21 protein-coding genes and 1 pseudogene are annotated in these 25036 nt (G+C 65.2%); 15 read left to right on the forward strand and 7 right to left on the reverse strand.

Features of this window, described 5'->3' with window-relative positions; genetic code table 11:
* The 4 genes from IB255_RS06760 (at position 1) to IB255_RS06775 (ending at position 3796) form a co-directional block, all read left to right on the forward strand.
* Complete coding sequence (locus IB255_RS06760) at positions 1 to 705, forward strand: lipopolysaccharide kinase InaA family protein (protein WP_081517517.1); 705 nt, start codon at positions 1 to 3, stop codon at positions 703 to 705.
* Positions 702 to 926, forward strand: coding sequence for a hypothetical protein (locus IB255_RS06765; RefSeq protein WP_081517518.1), 225 nt, complete (start codon positions 702 to 704; stop codon positions 924 to 926). The genes IB255_RS06760 and IB255_RS06765 overlap by 4 nt, the downstream gene beginning before the upstream one ends.
* A gap of 90 nt (positions 927 to 1016) precedes the next feature.
* Positions 1017 to 2216, forward strand: coding sequence for a nicotinate phosphoribosyltransferase (gene pncB / locus IB255_RS06770; protein WP_192209908.1), 1200 nt, complete (start codon positions 1017 to 1019; stop codon positions 2214 to 2216).
* A 95-nt stretch (positions 2217 to 2311) separates the two neighbouring features.
* Positions 2312 to 3796, forward strand: coding sequence for a helicase HerA-like domain-containing protein (locus IB255_RS06775; protein ID WP_192209909.1), 1485 nt, complete (start codon positions 2312 to 2314; stop codon positions 3794 to 3796).
* Positions 3797 to 3953: 157 nt separating this feature from the next.
* On the opposite strand, the gene IB255_RS06780 is transcribed toward IB255_RS06775, so the two are convergent.
* The 4 genes and pseudogenes from IB255_RS06780 to IB255_RS06790 form a co-directional block, all read right to left on the reverse strand.
* Positions 3954 to 5843, reverse strand: coding sequence for a methyl-accepting chemotaxis protein (locus IB255_RS06780; protein WP_192209910.1), 1890 nt, complete (start codon positions 5841 to 5843; stop codon positions 3954 to 3956).
* Positions 5844 to 6284: 441 nt separating this feature from the next.
* Complete coding sequence (locus tag IB255_RS31180; RefSeq protein WP_412548088.1) at positions 6285 to 7049, reverse strand: methyl-accepting chemotaxis protein; 765 nt, start codon at positions 7047 to 7049, stop codon at positions 6285 to 6287.
* Positions 7050 to 7139: 90 nt separating this feature from the next.
* A pseudogene (locus IB255_RS31185) lies at positions 7140 to 8291 on the reverse strand (cache domain-containing protein); the annotation flags it as partial.
* 30 nt (positions 8292 to 8321) lie between these two features.
* The gene (locus tag IB255_RS06790) at positions 8322 to 8519 is read right to left on the reverse strand and encodes a Flp family type IVb pilin (RefSeq protein WP_192210331.1); all 198 of its coding nucleotides are present in this window, start codon (positions 8517 to 8519) and stop codon (positions 8322 to 8324) included.
* 376 nt (positions 8520 to 8895) lie between these two features.
* Between IB255_RS06790 and cpaB the strand changes: the two genes are divergently transcribed.
* The 9 genes from cpaB to IB255_RS06835 all read left to right on the forward strand — a co-directional run bounded on the left by cpaB (position 8896) and on the right by IB255_RS06835 (position 18253).
* Positions 8896 to 9816, forward strand: coding sequence for a Flp pilus assembly protein CpaB (gene cpaB / locus IB255_RS06795; RefSeq protein WP_192209912.1), 921 nt, complete (start codon positions 8896 to 8898; stop codon positions 9814 to 9816).
* Between the two features lie 15 nt (positions 9817 to 9831).
* Complete coding sequence (locus IB255_RS06800; RefSeq protein ID WP_192209913.1) at positions 9832 to 11064, forward strand: type II and III secretion system protein family protein; 1233 nt, start codon at positions 9832 to 9834, stop codon at positions 11062 to 11064.
* A 65-nt stretch (positions 11065 to 11129) separates the two neighbouring features.
* Positions 11130 to 12314 (forward strand): type 4b pilus Flp biogenesis protein TadZ, encoded by a 1185-nt coding sequence (tadZ, locus tag IB255_RS06805; RefSeq protein ID WP_192209914.1) that lies wholly within the window; start codon positions 11130 to 11132, stop codon positions 12312 to 12314.
* The gene (gene tadA / locus IB255_RS06810) at positions 12311 to 13558 is read left to right on the forward strand and encodes a type 4b pilus Flp biogenesis ATPase TadA (protein WP_081517525.1); all 1248 of its coding nucleotides are present in this window, start codon (positions 12311 to 12313) and stop codon (positions 13556 to 13558) included. The genes tadZ and tadA overlap by 4 nt, the downstream gene beginning before the upstream one ends.
* A complete protein-coding gene (locus IB255_RS06815; RefSeq protein ID WP_081517526.1) occupies positions 13555 to 14442 on the forward strand; it encodes a type II secretion system F family protein in 888 nt (295 codons plus the stop codon). The genes tadA and IB255_RS06815 overlap by 4 nt, the downstream gene beginning before the upstream one ends.
* A gap of 10 nt (positions 14443 to 14452) precedes the next feature.
* Entirely contained in the window at positions 14453 to 15361 is a 909-nt protein-coding gene (locus IB255_RS06820; protein ID WP_081517527.1) for a type II secretion system F family protein, read from the forward strand.
* A complete protein-coding gene (locus IB255_RS06825) occupies positions 15358 to 16158 on the forward strand; it encodes a hypothetical protein (RefSeq protein ID WP_168190493.1) in 801 nt (266 codons plus the stop codon). The genes IB255_RS06820 and IB255_RS06825 overlap by 4 nt, the downstream gene beginning before the upstream one ends.
* Before the next feature lie 19 nt (positions 16159 to 16177).
* Positions 16178 to 16459, forward strand: coding sequence for a DUF3613 domain-containing protein (locus IB255_RS06830; protein ID WP_081517529.1), 282 nt, complete (start codon positions 16178 to 16180; stop codon positions 16457 to 16459).
* A gap of 18 nt (positions 16460 to 16477) precedes the next feature.
* Positions 16478 to 18253 carry a pilus assembly protein TadG-related protein gene (locus IB255_RS06835; protein ID WP_081517530.1) on the forward strand — a complete coding sequence of 592 codons (1776 nt, stop codon included), beginning with the start codon at positions 16478 to 16480 and terminating at the stop codon, positions 18251 to 18253.
* Between the two features lie 24 nt (positions 18254 to 18277).
* Here the strand turns inward: IB255_RS06835 and IB255_RS06840 are convergent, their stop codons facing one another.
* The gene (locus IB255_RS06840; protein WP_081517531.1) at positions 18278 to 19114 is read right to left on the reverse strand and encodes a response regulator transcription factor; all 837 of its coding nucleotides are present in this window, start codon (positions 19112 to 19114) and stop codon (positions 18278 to 18280) included.
* 149 nt (positions 19115 to 19263) lie between these two features.
* Entirely contained in the window at positions 19264 to 19743 is a 480-nt protein-coding gene (locus tag IB255_RS06845; RefSeq protein WP_081517532.1) for a prepilin peptidase, read from the reverse strand.
* 274 nt (positions 19744 to 20017) lie between these two features.
* Here IB255_RS06845 and IB255_RS06850 point away from each other — a divergent pair, with 274 nt between their 5' ends.
* Positions 20018 to 20488: a TadE/TadG family type IV pilus assembly protein gene (locus IB255_RS06850; RefSeq protein ID WP_081517533.1), complete on the forward strand. Its 471-nt coding sequence runs from the start codon at positions 20018 to 20020 to the stop codon at positions 20486 to 20488.
* 8 nt (positions 20489 to 20496) lie between these two features.
* Positions 20497 to 23277, forward strand: a complete 2781-nt coding sequence (locus IB255_RS06855; protein ID WP_081517534.1) for an ATP-binding protein — start codon at positions 20497 to 20499, stop codon at positions 23275 to 23277.
* A 60-nt stretch (positions 23278 to 23337) separates the two neighbouring features.
* On the opposite strand, the gene IB255_RS06860 is transcribed toward IB255_RS06855, so the two are convergent.
* Positions 23338 to 24810: an inorganic phosphate transporter gene (locus IB255_RS06860; RefSeq protein ID WP_081517535.1), complete on the reverse strand. Its 1473-nt coding sequence runs from the start codon at positions 24808 to 24810 to the stop codon at positions 23338 to 23340.
* Between the last annotated feature and the right edge of the window lie 226 nt (positions 24811 to 25036).

Genomic DNA, 25036 nt, shown 5'->3' on the forward strand with positions numbered 1-25036 from the left:
ATGGCCGTTGATCTGGCGTCGCTGCAGCAAATTTCCGGTGAGAACGCCATCGACCGTTGGCTCCAGGTGCCCGGCAAATGGGTCGAGGAACCCAACCGTCGGCGCGGCGGCGAAAGCGGCGTGCAGCGAGTCCTGACCTCCGACGGCCGGATGCTCTATCGCAAGCAGCAGATGGGCCACATCTACCGCGACCTGCTGCATCCCTTCGGCTACCCCACCGCCATCCGTGAGCGCAATGCGCTCAAGGCCGCCGAAGCCCTGGGCGTGCGAGTGCCGACCCTGGTCTACGCCGGCTGCCGCAAGGTGGACGGCGAGTGGCAGGCCCTGCTGGTCACCGAGTCCCTGGACGGTTTCAGCAGCCTGGAAGACTGCTACGCCCGTGGCGACCAGGAGCGTTGGGGCGAAGCCCTGCACCAAAGAATTCTGCAACATTACGGTAGTACCCTTGCAAAGCTTAACGCCGGCCGTTGGCAGCATGGCTGCCTCTACCTGAAGCACGTGTTCGTGAAGATGGATGGCGAGAAGATCGAAGTGGCCCTGATTGACATGGAAAAAGCCCGCCAGCGCTTCAGCGCTCAGCGTGCTGCCCGTCACGATCTTCGCCAGGTGAAACGCCGCTCGTCGTGGACAGAGGCGCAATGGCAGGCCTTTGTCTATGGTTACCAAGCGGCGTTTGGCAGCGCCATCAAAGGGTTGCAGACATGAAGTTAGAAATTACGCGAGGTTTGCTCCTCATCGGCGCGCTCGGGGTGGCGACCCTGGCGGCGGCGGCCTGGCATGAGCCGGGGCCTTCGGTCATTTCCGGAAAAGGCGGCCTGGACAGCTGCCCGATGCCGCCCAACCTGCGCGCCAAGCAACAGGACATCCGTCCGGATGACGACCTGCTGCTTTTCCTGTTCGGGATGTCGCAGAGCAAAGCACGCTGATTTCTGATTCCAACTCAAAACCCCGCCTAGGCGGGGTTTTTTGTGGGCGACGGGTTTAGACTGCCGGTTCAAGCCTGCAATGAGATGAGCATGAGCGACAGCGCATTTTCCCGGCGGATCGTGCAGAACCTGCTGGATACCGACTTCTACAAGCTGAGCATGATGCAGGCGGTGCTGCACAACTACCCCAACGCCGAAGTCGAGTGGGAGTTCCGCTGCCGCAACGAAGAGGACCTGCGCGCCTACCTCGACCCGCTGCGCGAGCAGATCGAGCAGCTGTCGGAGCTTTCCTTCGCACCGCTGGACCTCGCTTTCCTTGAGCGCATCCCGTTCTTCAAGCCTGATTTCATCCGCTTCCTCGGCCTGTTCCGCTTCAACCCCAGCTATGTGCAGCTGGGTGTGGAGAACGATGAGCTGTTCCTGCGCCTGAAAGGCCCCTGGCTGCACGTGATTCTCTTCGAGGTGCCGCTGCTGGCGATCATCAGCGAAGTGCGCAACCGCCACCGCCATCCGGGCACGACGCTGACGATGGTCCGCGAGCGCCTGCAGGAGAAGTTCGACTGGCTGCGCAAGGAGGCCAGCGCCGAAGAGCTGGCTGGCTTCAAGATGGCCGACTTCGGCACCCGCCGGCGCTTCTCCTATCCGGTACAGGAAGCGGTGGTACGCGACCTGCGCGATGGCTTCCCCGGCCACTTCGTCGGCACCAGCAACGTCCATCTGGCGCGCGAGTTGGGGGTGAAGCCGCTGGGCACCATGGCCCACGAGTGGCTGATGGCGCACCAGCAGCTCGGCCCGCGGCTGATCGACAGCCAGGCCGCCGCGCTGGACGCCTGGGTTCGCGAGTACCGCGGGCAGTTGGGCATCGCGCTGACCGATTGCATCACCATGGAAGCCTTCCTGGCGGACTTCGACCTGTACTTCGCCAAGCTCTTCGACGGCTTGCGCCACGACTCGGGCGATCCGCTGGAGTGGGCGGAAAAGGCCATCCGGCATTACGAGCACCTGGGCATCGATCCGCTGACCAAGACCCTGGTGTTCTCCGACGGGCTCAACCTGCCGCGTGCGCTGGAAATCTACCGGGCGCTGCGCGATCGCATCGACGTCAGTTTCGGCATTGGCACCCATTTCACCTGCGATGTGCCGGGCGTACAGCCGATGAACATCGTGCTGAAGATGACTGCCTGCAACGGCCACCCGGTGGCGAAGATCTCTGATGCGCCGGGCAAGACCCAGTGCAAGGACGAGAACTTCCTGCACTACCTCAAGCACGTCTTCAAAGTACCGGGGTAGCCGATTGCGCAGCGCGCCGGGACGCGCCACTCTTGCTCAAGCAGCCAACGCGACAGGCCCTCTGGCGCGACAGGTCCACTGAAGGGGAACAACGGATGTCAGCCACCAACGAACTCATCATCGGCGCCGGGCCCGACGGGCAGCCGGTCGGCCAGTCCTGGAAACTCGCCAACCGCCACGGCCTGATCGCCGGCGCCACCGGCACCGGCAAGACAGTGACGCTGCAGCACCTCGCCGAATCCTTCAGCGACGCCGGCATCGCGGTGTTCGCCGCTGACATCAAGGGTGACCTGTGCGGCATCGCCGCCGCGGGCAACCCACAGGGCAAGGTGGCTGAACGCATCGCCAGCATGCCCTGGCTGAACCACAAGCCTCAGGCCTACCCGGTGAGCATCTGGGACGTGGCCGGGAAGACCGGTCATCCGCTGCGCACCACGCTGTCGGAGATGGGCCCGCTGCTGCTGGCCAACCTGCTTGAGCTGACCGAGAGCCAGCAGGCGGCGCTGTTCGCCGCGTTCAAGGTGGCCGACCGCGAAGGCCTGCTGCTGCTCGACCTGAAAGACCTCAAGGCGCTGCTTAACCACTTCAAGGAAAACCCGGACATCCTCGGCGAAGACCGAGCGTTGTTCACCGGCGCCTCGTCCCAGGCACTGCTGCGGCGGCTGGCGCTGCTGGAGCAGCAGGGAGCCGAGGACTTCTTCGGCGAGCCGGCGTTGCAGCTGGAAGACCTGCTGCGTCCCGAGGCCGACGGCCGTGGCCGCATCCACCTGCTGGACGCCAGCAAGCTGGTGCATGACGCCCCCAAGGTCTACGCCACCTTCCTGCTCTGGCTGCTGGCCGAACTGTTCGAGCAATTGCCCGAGCGCGGCGATGCGGACAAGCCCATCCTCGCGCTGTTCTTCGATGAGGCGCACCTGCTGTTCAACGGCACGCCCAAGGCCCTGCAGGATCGCCTGGAGCAGGTGGTGCGGCTGATCCGCTCCAAGGGCGTGGGTGTCTACTTCGTTACCCAGTCGCCCGGCGATTTGCCGGACGACGTGCTGGCGCAACTGGGCCTGCGCATCCAGCACGGCCTGCGCGCTTTCACCGCCAAGGAACAGAAATCCCTGCGCGCGGTGGCCGACGGCTTCCGGCCCAGCCCGGCTTTCGACACCTTGAAGGTGCTCACCGAGCTGGGCATCGGCGAGGCGCTGGTCGGTACGCTGGAGGAGAAGGGCACGCCCGCGATGGTCCAGCGCGTGGCCGTAGCGCCTCCGCAGTCGCGCATCGGCCCGCTGACCGATGCCGAGCGCGCCGATGTCATCCGCCGTTCGCCGCTGGCCGGTCGCTACGACCAGCCGATCGACCGCGAGTCCGCCTACGAGAAGCTGACCGGCCGCGCCGACAACAAGATGGCACCGACCGAGCAGAAGGAAGAGAAGGGCAGCGGCACCGATTTCGGTGACATGGCCGGCGAGATTCTGGGTTCGTTGGCCAGCCAGGTCAGCAAGACGGTGGTGCGCCAGGCGGCGAACCAGATCGGCCGGCAATTGGTGCGCGGGTTGATGGGCGCGCTGCTGGGCGGTAGCAAGCGAAGATAAGATCGTAGGGCGGATAACGCGCCAGCGTTACCCGCCGTTGTGGCATCGGCGGATAACCCGTTCCGGGTTATGCGCCCTACGTCCCCCTGTTGGCGGTGGACTCTGTGCTCGCGAACAAAAAAGGCGCCCGCAGGCGCCTTTTTCGTCTCCGCCGGAATCAGATGCGGAAGCTGTCCACCAGCTGGCGCAGGCGGCCAGCCTGGTTCTCCAGGTCAGCGCAGGCGCGCAGGGTGGCCTGGAGGTTTTCCACGCCTTCCTGGTTCAGGGTGTTGATCTCGGTGATGTCCATGTTCAGCGAGTCGACCACGGCGGTCTGCTCCTCGGTCGCAGTGGCCACCGACTGGTTCATCGAGTCGATCTCGCCGATGCGGTGGGTGACGCTGGCCAGGCGCTCGCCGGCGCGGTTGGCGATTTCCACGCTTTCCAGGCTGTAGCGCTGGCTTTCGGTCATGGTGTCCACGGCTTCGCGGGCGCCGACCTGCAGTTCTTCGATCATCTTCTGGATCTGCTGCGCCGACTCCTGGGCGCGGTGTGCCAGGTTGCGCACCTCGTCCGCCACCACGGCGAAGCCACGACCGGCTTCACCGGCGCGGGCGGCCTCGATGGCGGCGTTCAGGGCCAGCAGGTTGGTCTGCTCGGAGATGCCCTTGATCACCTCCAGAATCTGCCCGATGTTCACCGTGCGGCTGTTCAGCGCTTCGATGTTGGCGCAGGCGGAGCTGATCTTGTCCGACAGCAGGTTCATTGCGCTGATGGTCTGCTCGACCACATGACGCCCGTCACCGGCCTGGTGCGAGGCGTCGGTGGCGTGGTGCGAGGCATCGGCGGCGTTGCGCGCGATTTCCTGGGCGGCGGCGCCCAACTGGTTGATCGCTGCGGCGACGCTGTTGGTGCGGTTGGATTGCTCGTCGGAGTTGCTCATGGACGAGTTGGAGGCATTCACCACCAGCTGCGAGACGTCGTGCAACTGGCGTGCGGTGGAAGCCACTTCGCGGATCGATTCGTGGATACGTTCGACGAAGCGGTTGAAGGCATTGCCCAGCACGCCGAATTCGTCGTTGCTGGCGACCTTCAGGCGCTTGGTCAGGTCGCCTTCGCCCTGGGCGATGTCCTGCATGGCGCGGCCCATGGTGGTCAGCGGCTGCATCAACACGCGGATCAGCATGCCCAGCAGGAGCAAGATGGCGACGATGGCAATCGCGGCAGCGACGATGGCCGAGGCGCGGAACTTGCTCAGCATGGAGTAGGCGGCGTCCTTGTCGATGGACAGGCCGATGTACCAGTTCACCGACGGCAGTCCCTTCACCTGGGTGAAGCTGAGGATGCGTTCGTGGCCGTTGAGTTCGGCCTCGCTGAAGCCGCTGCCGATCTTCGGCGTGTTCTGCGGGTAGACGTCCGCCAGCGTCTTCATGATCTGGTTCTTGTCCGGGTGCACGAGGATCTTGCCGTCGCCGCTGACCAGGAAGGCGTAGCCCATACCACTGAAGTCCAGCGAGTTGATGATCTCCACCAGGGTCTGCAGGCCGAGGTCGCCGCCGACCACACCCAGGGTCTTGCCGCCGCCGCGCGCGGGGGTGGCGACGGTCATGATCAGTTGCTGGGTGGCTGCGTCGATGTAGGGTTCGGTCAGCGTGGTGCCGCCGGCCGCGACGGCATCCTTGTACCAGGGGCGGGTGCGCGGGTCGTAACCGTCAGGCATGGCGCTGTTGGGGCGCATGGTGAAGGTGCCGTCTTCCTGGCCCAGGTAGGTGAAGTTGAAGGTCTTGCGCAGGGTGTCCTGCTCCAGCAGGCCGGTCAGGTGCTCGGGCGAGCTGTCGCGGGCGAGGGTCTGGGCGGTGCTTTCGATCAGCAGCAGGCGGCCGCTCAGCCAGTTCTGGATGTTGCTGGCGCTGACGTCGCCCATCTCCCGCAGGTAATCCTCGAGGTCCTCGCGGATCGCATTGCGCTGCAGGTAGTCGTTGTAGAGGGTGAAGAGGGCGAATGCCGAGAAAACAACAAGAGAGGCGGCCAGGAGGATCTTATGGCTGAATTTCAGGCTCTTGATCATGCTGCGTCGAGTCCGGAGGTAGTGGGATGCCTGAGCGGCGTTGGTCCGGGCGACAGATCCGGTGTCGCCGTAGAACGTCCGTCCCCGTGGTGTGAAACGGACGGCGCCGGCGCGGCGGATAACCGTGCGGGCGTGGCCGGAACTCCCTTGTGCCGGCGGTGACGACAGGCCCGGTTTGTTGGTTGGTATCAAAGGCCTTCACCCTTGATTTCGGCGTGCCCGGTGGAAGCTTGAGGGAGTCGGACGAACGGTAGGGGCGGCTCTGTGGCGGGTGTTTCATGGGTGATACAGGGTCGGCATTTACCTGTAGGAGCGAGCCATGCCCGCGATCGCGAGCATGGCTCGCTCCTACAGGTCGACGCGGAGCCGAAACCAGAGCACAGGGGATGCTCGCGAACAAAAAAAGGCGCCAGAAGGCGCCTTTTTTATTGGCTGCGGCGATCAGATGCGGAAGCTGTCCACCAGCTGACGCAGGCGGCCGGCCTGGTTCTCCAGGTCGGCGCAGGCGCGCAGGGTGGCCTGCAGGTTTTCCACGCCTTCCTGGTTCAAGGTGTTGATCTCGGTGATGTCCATGTTCAGCGAGTCGACCACGGCGGTCTGTTCCTCGGTGGCGGTGGCGACCGACTGGTTCATCGAGTCGATCTCGCCGATGCGGTGGGTCACGCTGGCCAGGCGCTCGCCCGCGCGGTTGGCGATCTCCACGCTCTCCAGGCTGTAGCGCTGGCTCTCGGTCATGGTGTCCACGGCTTCGCGGGCGCCGACCTGCAGCTCCTCGATCATCTTCTGGATTTCCTGCGCGGACTCCTGGGCGCGGTGGGCCAGGTTGCGCACTTCGTCCGCTACGACGGCGAAGCCACGGCCGGCTTCACCGGCGCGGGCGGCCTCGATGGCGGCGTTCAGGGCGAGCAGGTTGGTCTGCTCGGAGATGCCCTTGATCACTTCGAGGATCTGCCCGATGTTCACCGTGCGGCTGTTCAGCGCTTCGATGTTGGCGCAGGCGGAGCTGATTTTGTCGGACAGCAGGTTCATCGCGCTGATGGTCTGCTCGACCACCTGGCGACCGTCACCGGCCTGGTGCGAAGCGTCGGTAGCGTGGTGCGAGGCATCGGCGGCGTTGCGGGCGATTTCCTGTGCGGCGGCGCCCAGTTCGTTGATCGCCGCGGCCACGCTGTTGGTGCGGTTGGCCTGCTCGTCGGAGTTGCTCATCGAGGAGTTGGAGGCATTTACCACCAGCTGCGAGACGTCATGCAGGTTGCGCGCAGTGGAGGCCACTTCGCGGATCGATTCGTGGATACGTTCGACGAAGCGGTTGAAGGCGTTGGCCAGCACGCCGAATTCGTCGTTGCTGGCGACCTTCAGGCGCTTGGTCAGGTCGCCTTCGCCCTGGGCGATGTCCTGCATGGCGCGGCCCATGTCGGTCAGCGGCGCCATCAGCACGCGGATCAGCATGCCGAGCAGGAACAGGATGGCGACGATGGCGATGACAGTGGCGACGATGGCGGTGTTGCGGAAGTCGCTGAGCATCGCATAGGCAGAATCCTTGTTGAGCACCAGTGCGACGTACCAGGTCACGCCCGGCAGGCCCTTCACCGGCGTCATGGAGACCAGTTGGTCCTCGCCGTTGATGCTGACTTCCTGTACGCCCGGCTGCACCTTGGGTGCGCCCTGCTGGTAGACCTCGCCGAGGCTCTTGAAGATCAGGCTGCTGTCCGGGTGCAGGAGGATCTTGCCGGCATCGCTGACCAGGAAGGCGTAGCCGTCGCCATCGAACTTCAGCGAGTTGATGATCGCGGTGATGGTTTCCAGCTTCATGTCGCCGGCGGCCACGCCGACCAGCTGGCCGTTGCGCATGACCGGCATGGACATGGCGAGAATCTGCTCGTTGGTGCCGGCATCGAGGAAGGGCTCGGTGACGATCAGCCGGCCAGCGGCCACGGCGTCCTTGTACCAGCCGCGGGTGCGCGGGTCGTAGCCGTCGGGCATCGGCGCATAGGGGCGCATGGTGAACACGCCGCTGGCGGCTTCACCGAGGTAGACCGATTCGAAGTTCTTCTGGAACACCTGCTGCTCCAGCACGTGCTGGATGCGTTCGGGCGTCGGCTCGCCGTCGGCCAGTTGCGCCGCTTCCGCTTCCACCAGCTGGATGCGACCTTCCAGCCAGCTGTGGATGTTGCTGGCGGTCAGGCTGCCGACCTCGGAGAGGTAGGATTCGGTGTCGGAGTGGATGGCCTCGCGCTGGCGCAGATCGTTGAAGAAGATGAAACAGGCGAAGGCGAAGGTGACCACGAGGGAGGCTGCCAGGAGGATCTTCCTGGAGAAGGACAGCGAACGAAGCATGAGTGAAGCATCCTGCAGATGACGCGTGGGAATAGGCAGGATGTATCGGCCGGTGACGTGAGAGCTTGAGCGAGATTTTTCGAGAAGCGCGGAAATAGACTCCCGCGCCATGACGCGGGAGTCTGTAATTTCGTCCGCTTATCAACTCACGGCGTTTTTAACTTCGTTCTGGATGTTTTCCATGATAGTTCCAAGGTCTTCGCCGATAACGCTTGCACCGGCAATGACCACCACTGAAATCAAGCCTGCGATAACTGCATACTCGATCGCTGTTGCCCCTTCCTTGTCAGCCGCGAAAGCCTTGGCCTTGCAATACAGTTTCAGGGACAGGTTTTTTATTGTCAGGTCCATCGCGGGTGCTCCCTCGAATACCACCGGGGCGGCGCCCCGACTTCATCGTCAGGCTAGGCGTCGTATGGCTGAATGCAATTGTTCAAATAGCGCTAATACCAAAGTTATAACCCTCTCGGCATATAAATAATTGCAGGTCGTAAATTTAACTGGCGTGGTTGACGCTCTAAACACAGCTACTAGATTCAGCCATGGCACAACTGAAAACTGATTATGAGGAATGGTTCTTATCGAACTTCCTCGCCTGGCCGAAACAACAATAAAGGTCTGAAGGACAAACCCCGGTGCTGCCGGTAACGGACTTCTTACGACAAGGCCGCGGACCCTCTGGTCTGCATTTCCGAGATTGCCCAAGGATGTGGTCATGAATAGCAAGGTGCTGATGGTATTCGCCGGGCTGTTGCTGGTGTGCGCCGGTGTGGTGGGGTATCTCGGACTCAAGGTCGGCAAACCGGCCGCGCCGGTTGCCGGCGTGGTGCAGGAGGTGGCGCCGGTGGCAATGGCCGAAGCCGACAAGCTGCAGCGCACCGCCGTGGTGGTGGCTGCCCGTGACTTGCCTCCCCTGGCGGTGATCGGCAAGGACGATGTCAGCGTGGAAATGCTGCGAACCGCTCCCGCCGGCAGCTTCCCCAAGCCCGAAGCCGTGATCGGCCAGCGCGTCTGGGTCGCCGTTCCAGCGGGCAATATCCTCACCTCCGCCGTGACCGAACCGGGCGGCCCTCTGGCCCGTACCATCCGGCCGGACGAGCGCGCCATGGCGATTGCCGTGGACGAGGTCATCGGTGGCGGCGGCTTCGTGCTCCCCGGCGATTACGTCGACGTCATGCTCTTCGTCCAGGACCAGCAGAGCACCGAGCGCAGCCTCAGCGCCCAGGTGGTGCTGCCCGGCGTGCGGGTGCTGACCTACGGCGAGCAGATCGCCGTTTCCACCGACGGCCAGGCGCGCAACGCCGGCGATCCCAAGGACAAGACACCCAAACCGCCGCGCACTGCCGTGCTGGCAGTGCCCGCCGAAGCCGCCTCGCGCCTGATGCTCGCCAGTCAGGCCGGCTCCCTGCGCCTGGCAGTGCGCAGCAAGGACGAGAACCTCTACGAGAAGGAGCAGCAGGGCCGCTATATCCAGGCCTCCCTCGGCTCCGCTTCCAGCCAGCCGATCACCCTCGAACAACTCATCGGCAAGCCGCGCCAGGCGCCGGCCCCCGCCGTGCGCCAGGTTTCCGCGCCGCAGGTCGACGCCGGCGTGGTGGTCTACCGAGGCACCACCGTTACCCGTGAAGCACATTGAGCAAGGAGTGCATCGATGTCCAAGCGCTTCATCCTTCCCCTGGTTGCCCTGCTGGCCTGTGCCGTTCACTCCGCGGCGCAGGCCATCCCGAGCGCCTGCGCAGGCTTCGCTGACCAGCAACTGAATCTCGACGTCGAGCAGGGCGCCCAGCGTGACCAGCAACTGCCGGTGCCGATCAAGCGCCTGGCCATCGGCGATCCGAACATCGCCGACGTGCAGGTGCTGGACAAGCGCGACTTCCTCGTCACCGGCAAGGCCGAAGGCCTCACCAGCCTGCTGATCTGGACCGCCTGCAGCGACCAGCCGATGCGCACCTTAGTACGGGTTGGTGCGCGCGCCGTAGGCGACGTGGCGGGTGCAACCGGCGTTGGCGCCGGCAGCCTGCCCAACCAGGTGCAGACCGATATCCGCTTTGTGGAAGTCAGTCGCAGCAAGCTCAAGCAGGCCAGTACCTCGCTGGTCCGGCGCGGCTCCAATACCTTCGTGCTGGGCTCGCCGGGCAGCCTGGGCAACCTCTCTGTCGATCCCGTCGGCAACCTGGACGGCACCTTCGGCAACGCCAACGGCGGCTTCAACATCATCTGGGGCGGTGGCAGCAGCAAGTGGCTGGGCTTCATCAATGCCCTGGAAGGCAGTGGCTTCGCCTACACCCTGGCGCGGCCCAGCCTGGTGGCCACCAGCGGGCAGACGGCATCGTTCCTGGCCGGCGGCGAGTTCCCGATCCCGGTGCCCAATGGCGATAACAACAACATCACCATCGAGTACAAGGAGTTCGGCGTGCGTCTGACCCTGACCCCGACGGTGATGAACGACAAGCGCATCGCCCTGAAGGTCGCCCCGGAAGTCAGCGAGCTGGACTTCTCCAGCGGCATCCGCACCAACGACATCGCCGTGCCCGCGCTGACCGTGCGGCGCACCGATACCAGCGTGATGCTCGCCGACGGCGAGAGCTTCGTGATCAGCGGGCTGATCAGCAGCAGCACCATCAGCAACATCGACAAGTTCCCCTTCCTCGGCAGCATCCCGGTGATCGGCGCGTTGTTCCGATCTTCGAACCTGGACAAGGACGACCGTGAACTGCTGATGATCGTCACCCCGCACCTGGTACAGCCGCTGGCCGTCAATGCCGCGCTGCCCAAGCTTCCTGGCGAAGGCCTGCGCGACTACGACCCGGGCTTTGGCGAGTTCTACTTCCTCGAGGACGGCCGCTTCGACAAGCGCAAGGCCAGCAGCGGGATGTCGCACTGATGGATACCTACGAAGCGTTGACCCGCCAGAGAGCGGGAGGCAAGGCAAAGCAAGGGAGCACGGGCATGAGTCAGACTTTCGTGGCGCTGGTCCAGCATCCCGGCGAGCAGGAGTGGCTGCAGAGCAGCCTGGCCGGCTGCGGGCAGGTCGTCCTGGCCAACAGCGGTACGCTGGAGGAGCTACTGTCGCTGCTGGACGTCACCGGTGCGACGGTCCTGTTCACCAGCCTGAACAAGGCCAACCTGGTCTCCCAGGGTTCGCTCATCGAGGGGCTGGTCTCGGCGCGACCGCTGCTCTCGGTCGTCGCTGTCGGGGACGGTCTGGACAACCAGCTGGTGCTGGCCGCCATGCGCGCAGGAGCCCGGGACTTCGTCACCTACGGCGCCCGTGCCAGCGAGCTGAGCGGGCTGGTCCGTCGTCTCGGCGGGCGCCTGCCCACGGTGCCGGTGAGCGCCACCCAGCAGGGCGAGCTGATCAGCCTGATCAGCGCCAGGCCCGACGCCGATGGGGCCTTCGTCGCCCTGCACCTGGCCCTGGCGCTGCAACGCCAGGCGGACCATCGCGTGCTGCTGGTGGACATCGGCCAACCCACCGGCGAGGCACTGGCGATCCTCGGCATGGAGCCGTCATTCACCTTCGCTGATGCGCTGCGCAATCTGCGCCGCCTGGACCAGACCCTGATCGACAGTGCCTTTGCCCGCCATGAATCCGGCCTGCGCGTGCTCAGCCTGTCGGACGAACCCGGCGTGCTGGAGCGCATCACCACCGCCGAGCTCTACCTGCTGCTGGGCAACCTGCGCAGTGCCTTCAGCCATATCCTGATCAACCTCACCGGCGTTGCCGAAGGTGAACTCAGCGGCCAGCTGCTGATGCAGGCCAACCGCGTGCTGTGGCTCGTGGACCAGAGCGTGCCATCGTGCAAGAAAGGACTGGAGCGCCTGCGCCGCCTGCGCGAACGCACGCCTGCGCTGCCGCGTATCGAGCTGCTGATCGAGCGTTACTGGGCCTCGGTGCCACCGGATGCACCGGCGCTGGGCAAGATGTTCGGCTTGGACCTCTTCGGCGTGCTGCCGGCCTCGCCCGAAGCCCGCCTGCGTGCCAAGAACGTCGGCCAGAGCCTGTTCGACCTGGCTCCGCGCGACCCGCTGACGGTGAAGCTGCGCGACCTGGCGGAGGCGCTGGGCGCCGGCGTGGCCGAGAAGCGCGGATTGTTCAGCTGGATCGGCCGGGCGAAGGCCGCGCGCTCATGAGCCAGCACTACGGCGGTGGTCACGGCCGCCACGACCAGGACCTGCAGACGCTGAAGATGCGCCTGCACCGCTACATCATCGACGAGATCGACGAAGACGGCATGAACCTGCTGGAGGGCGCGCGGCCGGCGGTGGCGCAGTACGTCTCCGAGAAGGTCTGCGAGTACGCCTCGCGCCGCCAGCTGGCGATCTCCCGCTACGAGCTGGACCGCCTCGCCGAGGAGGTGGTCGACGAACTGACCGGCTTCGGTCCGCTGGAAATCCTCCTGCGCGATCCGGGCATCTCGGAAATCCTGGTCAACGGCCCGGACCGGGTGTTCATCGAGCACGAAGGCCGGCTGTACCAGAGCGACCTGCGCTTCATCGATGACCACCATGTGCAGCGGGTGATCCAGCGCATCCTCGCGCCCCTGGGGCGGCGCCTGGACGAGTCCAGCCCGATGGTGGACGCGCGCCTGCCCGATGGCAGCCGGGTCAACGCGATCATCCCGCCGGTGGCGCTGGACGGGCCCTGCCTGTCGATCCGCAAATTCAGCAAGGAGCTGCTCAAGAGTGCCGACCTGCTGGCCTACCAGAGCGTCGACGAAGCGATGCTGGCGTTCCTCCGCCAGGCGGTGGCGAGCCGCTGCAACATCCTCATCAGCGGCGGCACCGGCACTGGCAAGACCACGCTGCTCAACGTCATGAGCAGCTTCATCGACGAGCGCGAGCGCATCGTCACCATCGAGGATACCGCCGAGCTGCAACTGGGCCACGACCACGTGGTACGGCTGGAGACCCGTCCGCCGAATGCCGAAGGCTTCGGCGAAGTGACTGCCCGCGACCTGATCCGCAACGCCCTGCGGATGCGCCCGGACCGCATCATCCTCGGCGAGATCCGCGGCGTCGAAGTGCTCGACGTACTGCAGGCGATGAATACCGGTCACGATGGCTCGATGAGCACCGTGCACGCCAACTCCGCCATGGATTCGCTGCTGCGCCTGGAGATGCTGGTGGGGCTCACCGGGCAGCGCGTGCCGGAGCAGACCTTGCGGCAGATGCTCTGCTCGGCGCTGGACATCATCGTGCAGATTACCCGCCTGTCCAACGGCCGCCGCTGCGTCAGCGAAATCCTCGAAGTGCTGGAGGTACGTGACGGTGTCTACGTCACCAACTCGCTGTTCAGCCTCGACCGACGTGGCACCGGGCAATTCGTCCGCACGGCCCAGCCGGGCGGCATCAAGTTTCGCCAGGTGCTGCTATGAGCGGCGCACTCTGGCTGGTCGTGGCCAGCTTGGCGCTGGCGGCGCTGGGCATGGGGCTGGCGGGCATGAGCTGGCGTGCGCGGCACCATGAGCTGGTGATGCGCCGCCTGAGCGGAGAGACTGTGGTTGCCGGAGGAGGGCGCGCCCGCAGCAGCCACTGGCTGGCGCGGCGCATGCGGCGTGCCGGCATCACCGACATGCGCGGCTGGGTACTGGGGGCCGTGGTGGTTTGCATTGTGCTGGGGCTGTTCGGGCAGCGCCTGGCCGGTCCGGTGGGGGCGCTTTGCGGCGTCGGGGTCGGCGTGCTCGGCTTCCATGCACTGCTCAATCTGCTGTACCGGCGTCGCCTGCAGAAAATGATCCGGCAGATGCCCAACTTCCTCGACCAGGTGGTACGCAGCCTGCACTCGGGGCGAACCCTGGGCGATGCCATCACCCAGGCGGTGAACGCGGCCGACGACCCGCTGCGGGAAATCTTCTCGCTGGTGAACAACCATGTGTTGCTGGGCATCAGTCTGCCAGAGGCGCTGCAGGAGGTTGCAGAGCTCTACGACGTGGAAGAGCTGCACGTGCTCTCCCTCGGCGTGGCGGTGAACCACCGTTACGGCGGCAATACCACCGACCTGCTGGAAAACATCATCAAGGTCATCCACGAGCGGGAGAAACTCGGCCGCCAGCTGCGCGCCATGACCGGTGAAACCCGCATGAGCGCCCTGGTGCTGGCGCTGCTGCCGGTGAGCCTGGGCGGCTACATCCTGTTCAGCAATCCGGGCTACCTGATGAACATGTGGCACGACCACGGTGGCCGCCTGATGTTGCTGACTTCCCTGGGGTTGCAGGTGCTGGGGTGCTACACGCTCTGGCGCATGCTCAAGAGCATCTGAGGAGGCCGGCATGCCCCTGATGTACGGATTGATGGCGGTGATCCTGGCCCTGGCGGCGATCCTCCTGCTGCTCTCGCAGAGCCGCACGGCCGGTCGTGAACAGCGCCTGATCGAGCAGCGCCTGGGGGGCGATGCAACGCCGCACGGCGCGGGCCAGCGCATGGCGCGGGCGTTCGATCGGATGAGCGAGAGTGGCCTGGGTCGGCGCCTGCAGCTGCGCGACGAGGAAGTCCGGCTGCTGCTCAACCAGGCCGGCTGGTCCGGCAGTACGCCGCGGCGCATCTACCTGATGTCGATATTCCTGGTTCCCTTGCTGTTCGTGGCCATCGTACTGGTGGTCCTGGCCACGCCGGGGCACGCCCATACCTCGCCGCTGCTGCCATTGTCCTTCGCTGCCGGGATCGGCTTCCTGCTGCCCAAGCGGGTGCTGGCCTACTTCGCCGGCAAGCGCCGTCAGCGTCTGGCGGACGAGGTGATCCTGTTCATCCAGCTGATCCGCATCCTTTTCGACTCCGGTCTCACGGTGGAGCAGAGCCTGAGGGTCGTCAGCCGGGAAGGGCGGAGCATCGTGCCGGTGCTGGTCGAAGAGCTCGACGGTGTGCTGGCGCATGCCGAAAGCGGCCTGGACCTGGCGGATGAGCTGGAGCTGCTTAGCAAGCGCCTGGCGGTGGGGGAACTGAGCGACTGCTGCAACGTGCTGCGACAGATGCTGCGCCAGGGCGGCAGTGCTCGCGGGTCGCTGCTGACGCTCAAGCAATTGTTCGAGGATCGCCGCCTGACCGGCCTGCAGGAAAAGGTCAGCAAGATGTCGGCGAAGATGAGCCTGGTGATGATGACGCTGCTGTTTCCGGCGCTGCTGATCATCCTCGCCGGGCCCGGCTTCCTCGCGATCACCAAGGCCCTGGGGAGAATGGGATGAGAAACGCGTGCTTGATCGGCCTGCTGGGCCTGACCCTCGGCGGTTGCGCCAACTTCGACAGCCTGGGGGGCGGGCCGAGCGTCGGGCAGAACTGCGACGAGAAGCTCGGCCAGGCGGTGGAGCTGCAGCTCAACCTGGCCCGCGAGATGCTGGACAACGGCCGCGCCCACGCCGCCCTGGCCAACCTGGAAACCCTGCCGCCGAACTCGCTGGAAGTGCGCGAAAGCAAGGCGCTGGCCCTGCGCCGTATCGGTGATCCCAAGGCGCGCATCGTCTACGAAGGACTGCTGGGCACTTGCAAGTCCGCCGAGGCCCATCATGGCCTGGGCCAGATCGCCATGCGCGGCGGCAATACCGTGGAAGCCGAGCGCGAGCTGCGTGAAGCGGCGCGCCTGCAGCCCACCGACAGCGCGCTGCGCAACGACCTGGGTTACGTCCTGCTGCGGCGCGGTGAGCTGGAGAAGGCGCGCTTCGAGTTCATCACCGCCATGGAGCTGAACGAACACGACAAGCTGCCGGCCACCAACCTGCTCAGCGTCATGTTCATCCAGGGTGAGAACAGCGAGGCCAGCCGGTTGATCCAGAGTGTCGGGCTGTCCGCCGATCAGGTCCGCGCGGCCCAGGACCAGGCGAAGGACCTGCGCCCGGCAAGCCCCGCCAGCCCGGCCAGCCAGCCGGCGGTGCAGGCCGAAAGCGTGAGTTACGTGGACGATGCGGTGGAAGACGCGCACCCCGCGCTGGTCGAGTCGACCCCGGCGGTGGCGCGGGACGCCAAGTTGCTGGTCAAGGCCCGCTGAGGTGGGCAGGGAGGGAGGGATGAAGACATGGATTCTGGCCGGCGCACTGCTGGCGACGCCGATGCTGGCCCAGGCGGTGGAGACTACCCACACCGAAGCCGGCACCACCGCTCGTGACCAGCAGGAAGTGCTGACCTGGCTGGACCTGCAGAGCAGCGGCAAGGCCGCCTCGGCCCACCGGCAGAGCGCCACACCGGCCGAGCGCGATCGCGCCTACCAGCGCTACCTGAAGAGCTATACCCACGAGATTCCCGAGTACCTGCTCGACGACAACAACGGCTTCAGCACCGACAAGAACTGATCCCTTCCGGAGGCTGCCATGGGACGTGAAAGGCAGCGAGGCGCAATCGGCGTCATGGCGGCGGGAACGCTGCTGCTGGCGCTGATCTGCCTGGCCCTGGTGATCGACACCGGGCGCCTGTACTTCGAACAACGCAAGCTGCAGCGTGTGGCGGACATGGCGGCGCTGGAAGCCGCCACCCAGGGCGGTATGTGCGGCTCGCAGCTGGCCGCCGACATTCAGGGCTATGTCACCGCCAGCGCGGCGAAGAACGGCTTCGTGCCCGGCACCGGCGACACCCTGGTGGGGACGCTGGGCAGTGTCAGCTTTTCTGCCGGTTACGGCAGTGCCGATTCCCAGCGGGTATTCAGCGCTGGCGGCAACCTGGCGGATTCCGTTCGCGTGCAGGCTACCCACAGCGTTCCCTCCAGCCTGGTGCTCAACGTCGCCAGTCTGTTCAGCGGTGCCTCGAGCACTACGGTGATCAGTGCCCAGGCCGTGGCACGGCGCTCGGCGATGGCGGGAATCTCCGCGGGTAGCGGTGTGCTGAGCCTGGATTCGAGCAACTCGCCGTTGCTCAATGCCCTGCTCGGCGGGCTGCTGGGCACCAACCTCAACCTGGACGTGGTGACCTACCAGGGCATCGCCGGGGCCAACGTCTCGCTGCTCGCCCTGAGCCAGCAGCTCAAGGCCGCCGGGGTGAACCTCGAACTGGGCAAGATCGACAGCCTGCTGGGCACCAACGTCACCGCTGCGCAGTTGCTCCAGGCCATGGTCAACGCGGCGGACTCCTCACAACTGGCCGGGGTGAATACGGCGCTGCTGCGTACGGCGCTGGCCACCATCAACGTGCCGACGGCGCAGCTGACGCTGGGGCATATTCTCAGCGTGGTGGCGCCGGACAGTGTGCGCGATACGGCATTGAATGCGGGAGTGAATCTGTTCGACCTGCTGATGGCGACGGCGTTGGTAGCGAACCAGAAGCATGCGGTGGCAGTGCCTGCGCAGAAACTTTCCATTCCGGGCCTGGCCACCCAGACGCTCAGTCTGTCGGTTATCTCGCCGCCACAGATCGCCATCGGCTATCCCGGCAAGAACAGCGACGGCACCTGGCGGACGCAGGCCACGTCGACGCAGATAAGCCTCACGGCTGCGGTGCATGTCGATCTGCTGAATCTGAATCTGGTGACGACCGACGTGGCGTTGCAAGTCGACGTCGCCAAGGGCACTGCGGCGCTGGAGAGCATCAATTGTGGCGGGGTAGGGAAGCCGGTGGAGGTCGATATCCAGGCCAAGCCCGGGATCGCCAATCTGACCTTGAACGCCAGCGTCGGCCTGTTCCCCGGTGCGGATGACAAGCTCAAGCTGGTCAACCTGAGCAATGGCAATCAGGCGACTTCGTTCGCTGCCGGCGGAGAACAGCAGATAAAGTTCAACGTGGCATCGCCCGCTGATCTGCCCAGTGCCGCCAAGCGCGTGCAGAGTCCTCTGGGGGCGTCGTTGGCCGCCGGTGTTGCGGATCTGGCGAAGAATCTCAAGGTCACTGTCACCTTGCCCCCCAGCCTGACTTGCGACCTTCCGCTGGTGGGGTGGTTGCTGTGCCCGCTGGGGCAGTTGGTCAACAGCGTCTCGAGCACACTGATCAATTCCGCGCTGGGAATCGGTAACTTGCTGACGGGTGCCTTGTCGAGCGTCGTGAATCTGCTGGCGACCACTCTGGTCGATCCGCTGCTCAAGCTCCTGGGCATCCAGACCGGCATCCTCGACGTGCGCCTGATCGACCTCCAGACCGGCGGCGCGGAGCTGCTGATCTGAAGGCCGGTGGAGGTGGCGGCGGGCTCAGTGCACCGCGCTGCTCTGCGAGGCGCTGGGGGAGATGGCGAGGGCGAGCTGGGTGCGGTTGTGCATGTGCATCAGCCGCAGCACCTGGGAGACATAGAGCTTCACGGTGTTCTCGGTGATCCCCAGGTCATAGGCGATCTGGTAGTTGGTCAGCCCCTTGCTCACCAGGCGCGCCACTGCCTGCTGGCGCGGCGAGAGCTTGTTGAACAGCGGGTTGTTCACCACCGGCGTCATCTGCTCGGCGTTGCTCGGTGCTGCGCTGGCCGCAGGCTCGGGCTGTTCCTGCTTGAGCACGCTGCTGCTGGCCGGTTGGCCGCCGCCGCCATGGACCTCGTACTTGATCTTGTGGATATCCCGCGAGATCGAGTTGAGCGATTCGGCGAGGTACTCCAGGCGCTGGTTCACATGGCTCAGGCTGAGCTGGCTGCGGATGCGCTCATGCAGGCGCGCCTCCAGGCGTTCCAGGCCCTTGAGCAGGTCCATCGGCGCCACTGGCTTCTGGTAGTAATCGGCGACGCCGACGCGCATGGCCTCGATCACTTCCTGGCTGCCTTGCTGGCCGGTGAGGATGATGGTCTCGAAGAACCGCGTCGCACCGGCCACATCCTTGAGCGCCTCGACCACGCGGATGCCGTTGTCGCGACCCAGGCCCAGATCGCAGATCACCAGGCCGATCGAGGCGTCATCGCGGAATTTCTGCAGGGCGCTGTCCTTGCTGTCGCTGACCACGCAGCGGTAGCCGCTGTTCTCCAGCAGTTCGGAAAGCTCCGCAGTGACCTGAGGCTCGTCATCGATGACCAGCACGCTGAAACGGCGATTGGCCGTTTTTTCCATGACTGCACGCTCCTTGAAAGATTACTTCCATTATTTTTATCGTCCGGCCGTTCAATTACCGTAGCCGGATCGTCCCACAGGCGATGGATGGTATTAACCCTTAGCATATAGTCGTTAAGTTTGGATTCTGCCAATTGTCGGAATCATTTTTATTTGAGGAGCGACAGGGTCGTCAGAAGACCGGCGAACAGTGCGAAGATGAAGGGAAATGACTTGAATCTTGACGGTTGCAGTTTGGTTAATTGCGATTTGCAATTAGCCGGTACTTTATCCGAATCAATCAAAAGTTTGCTGGCGAACATCAGCACCACACAGAACAGGCAGGCCAGCGCCAGGGTGTAGAGCACCGTCAGCGGGTCGCTGGCCAGGCCCAGGGCGATCAGTATTTTCACGTCGGCGGCGCCCAGCTTCCCCAGCCAGTAACCCGGCACGCTGAGCAGCGCCGCCAGCAACGCGGCGACCCCCGCGGCAAGCGGCGCATAGCCTGTCAGCGTATGGCCCGTGACCAGCAGGAACAGCAGGGCCGCCAGCGCCCCGCCCAGCGTCAGCCAGTTGCTGACCCGCAGCCGGGTGAGGTCCTGGCTGGCACAGACGGCGAACCAGCCCAGCAGGCAGAGTTTGAACAGCATCGAGAATGTCCTTATTCCGGCACGGCGACTTCGAAGCAGGTTAGTGGAGTTTTAAGGTATCCCCCACTTCAGCGCCATATTGCAATTGAAGCCATGGGTAATCGAGTTTGGCTCGCAAGGTTATTCCGATAGGCCATGAGGGCGAATCCTGGAAGAGCGCCTAGTATTGCTGGAGAACGGTGTTTATCCGACGGCGAGTATCTTCAGTAAAGTTCCGCTGTGCCGACAAGTTGAACGATCATTCAAGTTGCAAGTTGGTCCGGGAGTATTTCGCATGAACGGAGTCGGCGGGCGTGGCACTCAACGAGGCGCGGTGGCTATCGAGTTCGCCGCCGTATTCGTGCTGTTCTTCGCAGTTCTCTACGGACTGCTCGGTTATTGCGTGCCCCTGCTGATGCTGCAGTCGTTCAACGATGCGGCGGCGGCGGGGGCGCGAGTGGCCGTCTCGGTGAACCCCCAGGCACCGGGCGGCTACAACGCCGCGCTCAAGGCTGCCGTGGACAGCGCCGTGACCGAGCGTCTGAGCTGGATGCCCGCGAGCTGGCGCAACGGCTGCTACGGCGGGCAATTCATGGCCACACCCACCACGGAGTCTGTTTCGGGTCGTGACTACACCCGCGTGCAGGTGTGCGTCAGTTACCCCTACGCCACCTCGCCCATCGTCCCGCTGCTGACCCTGCCGGGAATCGGCACGGTACCGCGCCTGCCCGACGTGCTCAGCGGCACCGCCAGCGTCCTGCTCTGAGGTACTGGATGTTCGATTTCTGGCGCTCCAGGCCTCGCGGCCAGCATGAGATGAATGACAACCCGGTGCCCAGCCGGCCACTGGCGGCACGCAGACGTCCGGCACTGCCGGTGGAAGAACTGACCGAGCCCGTAGTGACCGGCCACTGGGACCTGTGGCTGGAGCTGGACAGCCGCGATCGCGTCATCGCCCGTGGCGGCAGCCAGGCGCACCGTCTGCTCCCGCCGGTGCCGGGCAACGGCGACCTGCCTGGGCTGGGTGACTATCTGGACCGGCGCATTCCCGGTGGCATGCAGGTGTCCAGTCTGCGCGGGGGAGAGCGGCTCGACCTGGTGCTGCGCAGCACCGGCGACCTGCCGCTGGTCTGCCGCTTCCAGGCGGTCCTGCAGGCCAACGAGCACTGCCTGCTGCTGGGCACGGACATCTCCGACCTGAACTGGCAGTCCGACAGCCAGCAACACAAGCTGCAATGCCTGAACCTCAGCAAACTGCTGCTGGCGCGCCTGCGCCACAGCTCGCAACGCCGCCTCGGCGAGGCCGTCGGTGAAGTGCTGGAGGCGTTCTGCAGCAACTTCCACATGCGTAGCATGGCCCTGTTGCTGGAAGCGCCGGACCAGAGCCTGAGGGTCTTTGCCTGCTACGTACAGCCCGGTTTCGACAGCCTGCTGCGGGAAAACCTGGCCCTGCCCGGCGATGAACTGCGGGCCGCCAGCGGTGCCTGCCTGCTGGGGGCCGATGACAACCCATCGGAGCTGCTGCGTACCCTGTGCTGCGCCCAGCTCTACCTGATTCCTGCCCCTGTGCGCGGTGGGCGGCTGGCCGGGTTGCTGGCCGAACCGATGGAGCATGGCGCCAGCTGGCCGGGGCTGGCGCCGAGCGACTGGCAGTACCTGGCGGAAATCCTCACCAATCTCGTTCACGAACGCACCGAACTGCACAGCCTGCGCGACAGCAGCCGGCGCCTGAATCTGCTGCAGGACATGGTGGGCGGTGGCTGGTGGCGCTTGCGCGTCGACGAAGGCCTGTTCGAACTGTCACCAGCGGTGGCGGCGAGCCTGGGGTTGCCCGCCGGGCAGTTGCAGCTGGCGTTGACCGACCTGCTGAGCCAGTTGCACCCCGCCGACGCCGACGAACTCAGCCTGCGCCTGCGCAACCTGCAACCGGGCGGGCGGCTAGTCCAGGACCTGCGCCTGCGCGGTGCTTCTTCCGCTCAGACGCGGCGCTGGCTGCGCCTGCAGGGCCGGCGCCAGGCACGTGCTGGCGACCAGTTGATGGACGGTGTGCTGCTGGATATCAGCGAAGGCAAGTTGCAGGAAGATCAGGCGCTGGCCGCCCACGCGCGGCTGCGCAACCTGATCGACAGCGCGCCAGTGGTGATCTACGTGCAGCGCGTGGAGGAGGGGCACCTGATCCCCGAGTTCTACAGCGAGAGCGCCGGCAACCTGCTCGGCCTCGACCTGCAGGGCCAGAACTGGCAGGCGCTGGCCGAGCGGGTGCACCCCGAAGACCTGGAGACTTTTCTCGATCGTGGCCGCGAGCTGCTGCGCGAAGGCCGCGTGCGCACCGAGTACCGCCTGTGCGACAGCGCTGGAGAGTGGCACTGGCTGTACGACGAGGCCAAGCTGCTGCGTGACATCCAGGGCATCCCGCAGGAGGCTGTCGGCCTCTGGCTGGATGTCACCGAGCAGCACCTGGCCGCACTGCAGATCGCCGAGAGCGAGGAGCGCTATCGCGTGCTGGTCGAGGACTCCCCGGCGCTGATCTGCCGCTATGACCCCGGCCTGCAGCTGACCTTCATCAACCACACCTTTGCCCAGGTGCTCGGTGAACCGGTGGACACGCTGCTCGGTCGGCGGCTCGACGAGTGGCTCTCGGAGCAGGATTGCAGCGCCCTGCGCGCGCGCCTGGTGGGCGGCGGCAAGGGGGCGGTGGACGATTCCTGGGAGTTGCGCTTCTGCCTCCCCGGCCAGCGCAACCTCTGGCTGATCTGGTCGGACCGGCCGTTGCTGGATGCCGAGGGGCGGCTGGTGGAAATCCAGGCCGTGGGCCGCGACAACACCGCCGTGCGCCACGCCCAGCAGCAGCTGGCCCAGGGCGCGAAGATGGCCAGCCTGGGCGAGATGGTCAGCGGCATGGCGCATGAGATGAAGCAGCCGCTGCACGTCATGCGTATGTCCCTCTACAACGCCCGGCAGAAGCTGGGCGAGCCCGAATACCTGAAGGAAAAGCTCGAGCGTGCGGACGCGCAGATCGACCGGCTTTCGCGGGTGATCAGCCACATGGGGGTGTTCAGTCGCAAGTCGGAGCTGGAGGCCGCGCCCTTCGATCCCTACGACGCCTGCGAAGGCGCCGTTGCCTTGCTGGGCGAGAGCCTCACGCAGCAGGGCATCACCCTGGAATGCCGGCCGCCGGCGCAACGGGTGGTGGTGCGTGGCTATGCCGACCAGCTGGAGCAGGTGCTGATCAACCTGCTGGCCAACGCCCGTGACGCTCTGCTGGGACGAGGAGAAGAGGGCGCGCGCTGGGTCGGCGTGTCGCAGGAACCCTGCACGGACCCCGGCTGGGTGGAGCTGCATGTGCGCGACAACGCTGGCGGCATCGACCCGGCGGTGATCGAGCGCATCTTCGAGGCCTTCTTCACCACCAAGCCCATCGGCAAGGGCACGGGGCTGGGACTGTCGGTGAGCCACGACCTGATCCGTAACATGGGCGGCAGCCTGTCTGTGGATAACTTCAAGGGCGGCGCGCGTTTCGTCATCCGCCTGCCGAGGCAGGCTATTACGGTTTGAGCGTCCGGAAATGAAAAACGCCTGCGGATGCAGGCGTTTTTCGTGGTGCGCGGCGCGGGATCAGCCGATGAAGCGCGAGGACAGCCAGAACAGGCCGGCGGACAGCGCGATCGACACCGGCAGGGTCAGCACCCAGGCCATGAGGATGTTGCGGATCGTGCTGCCTTGCAGGCCGCTGCGGTTCGCCACCATGGTGCCCGCCACGCCCGAGGACAACACGTGGGTCGTGGACACCGGCAGGCTGTAGATGTTGGCCATGCCGATGGCGGCGGTCGCGGTGAGCTGGGCAGCGATGCCCTGGGCATAGGTCATGCCCTGCTTGCCGATCTTCTCGCCGACGGTGAGCACCACGCGCTTCCAGCCGACCATGGTGCCGATGCCCAGGGCCAGGGCCACCGCGATGATCACCCAGAAGGGCGCGTATTCGGTGGTGCTGGTCAGGTCCTTGCGCAGCTTCTCGAGGTCCGCCTTCTCGCGGGACGGCAGCTCGGACAGCTTGCCGACCTTCTTCGCAGTGTCGTCCAGGCACAGCAGGTAGCGGCGTACCTGCACGCGCTCGTCGTCGTTCAGGTCGTTGTAGCTGGAAACGCCGTGCAGGTCGCTCAGCAGGCCCTTGAGGGTCGCTTCGGTCTGCTTCGGCTCGCAGCGGTACAGGTCAGGCATGTCCGCGTCGCCGGCCTTGCCCAGTGCGAGCATCTCGCCGAGGGTGTCGGAGTGGCGGTTGTAGAACTGCTGCAGGTGGATGGCGGCGTCGCGGGTGCGCTCGATCTGGTAGGTGGTGCTGTTCAGGTCGAGGACGAACTTCGCCGGGACGATGCCGATCAGCACCAGCATGATCAGGCCGATGCCCTTCTGGCCGTCGTTGGAGCCGTGCACGAAGCTCACGGTCATGGCCGAGATCACCAGCACCAGGCGGTTCCAGAACGGCGGGTGCTTCTTCTCGTCGACGTCGCGGCGGGTTTCCGGGGTCTTGTGCATCTTCGACAGCGGGTACAGCCACTTCAGGCCGATCAGCAGGGCGCCGGCGACGATGAAGCCGGCCAGCGGCGAGAAGATCAGCGACAGGCCGATGTCGATGGCCTTGCCCCAGTTGATCCCGTCGGCCACCGGTACGCCGTTGATCAGCGCATTCGCCAGGCCAACGCCGAGGATCGAGCCGATCAGGGTGTGCGAGCTGGAAGCCGGGATACCGAAGTACCAGGTGCCCAGGTTCCAGGTGATGGCCGCGGCGAGCAGCGAGAACACCATGGCCAGACCGTGGCCGGTGTTCACATTGATCAACAGCTCCACCGGCAGCAGGTGGACGATCGCGTAGGCGACGCCGACGCCACCGAGCAACACGCCGAGGAAGTTGAAGATGCCGGAGAGGATCACCGCGCGGTACGGGGACATGGCCTTGGTGTAGATGACCGTGGCCACCGCGTTGGCGGTGTCGTGGAAGCCGTTGATGAACTCGAACGCCAGGACGAATGTGAGTGCCAGCACCAGGCTGATACCCACCCAGAGATCGAGTCCGCTGAAGAGATCGAACATGAAAATTCTATGACCGGTCGGAGACGGGGCGGCGATTATGCCAGAAGCTTGGAGCACCGTATTTAGCCTGGAACGGTTTCTCCAATTTGCGCGACGCCTCGTCGCACGGCGCTTTCAGGCAGGGTGGAAAAAGTTTGCAATGCTTCCACGCGGGCCGCCGGCCCATCGGATGAGTGTTTGCAGGCCAACTGGCGGGCTCCCCCACGGAGCGCTGCTCGCCCATCGC

This window comes from Pseudomonas sp. PDM22, from assembly GCF_014851965.1.
Lineage (GTDB): Bacteria > Pseudomonadota > Gammaproteobacteria > Pseudomonadales > Pseudomonadaceae > Pseudomonas.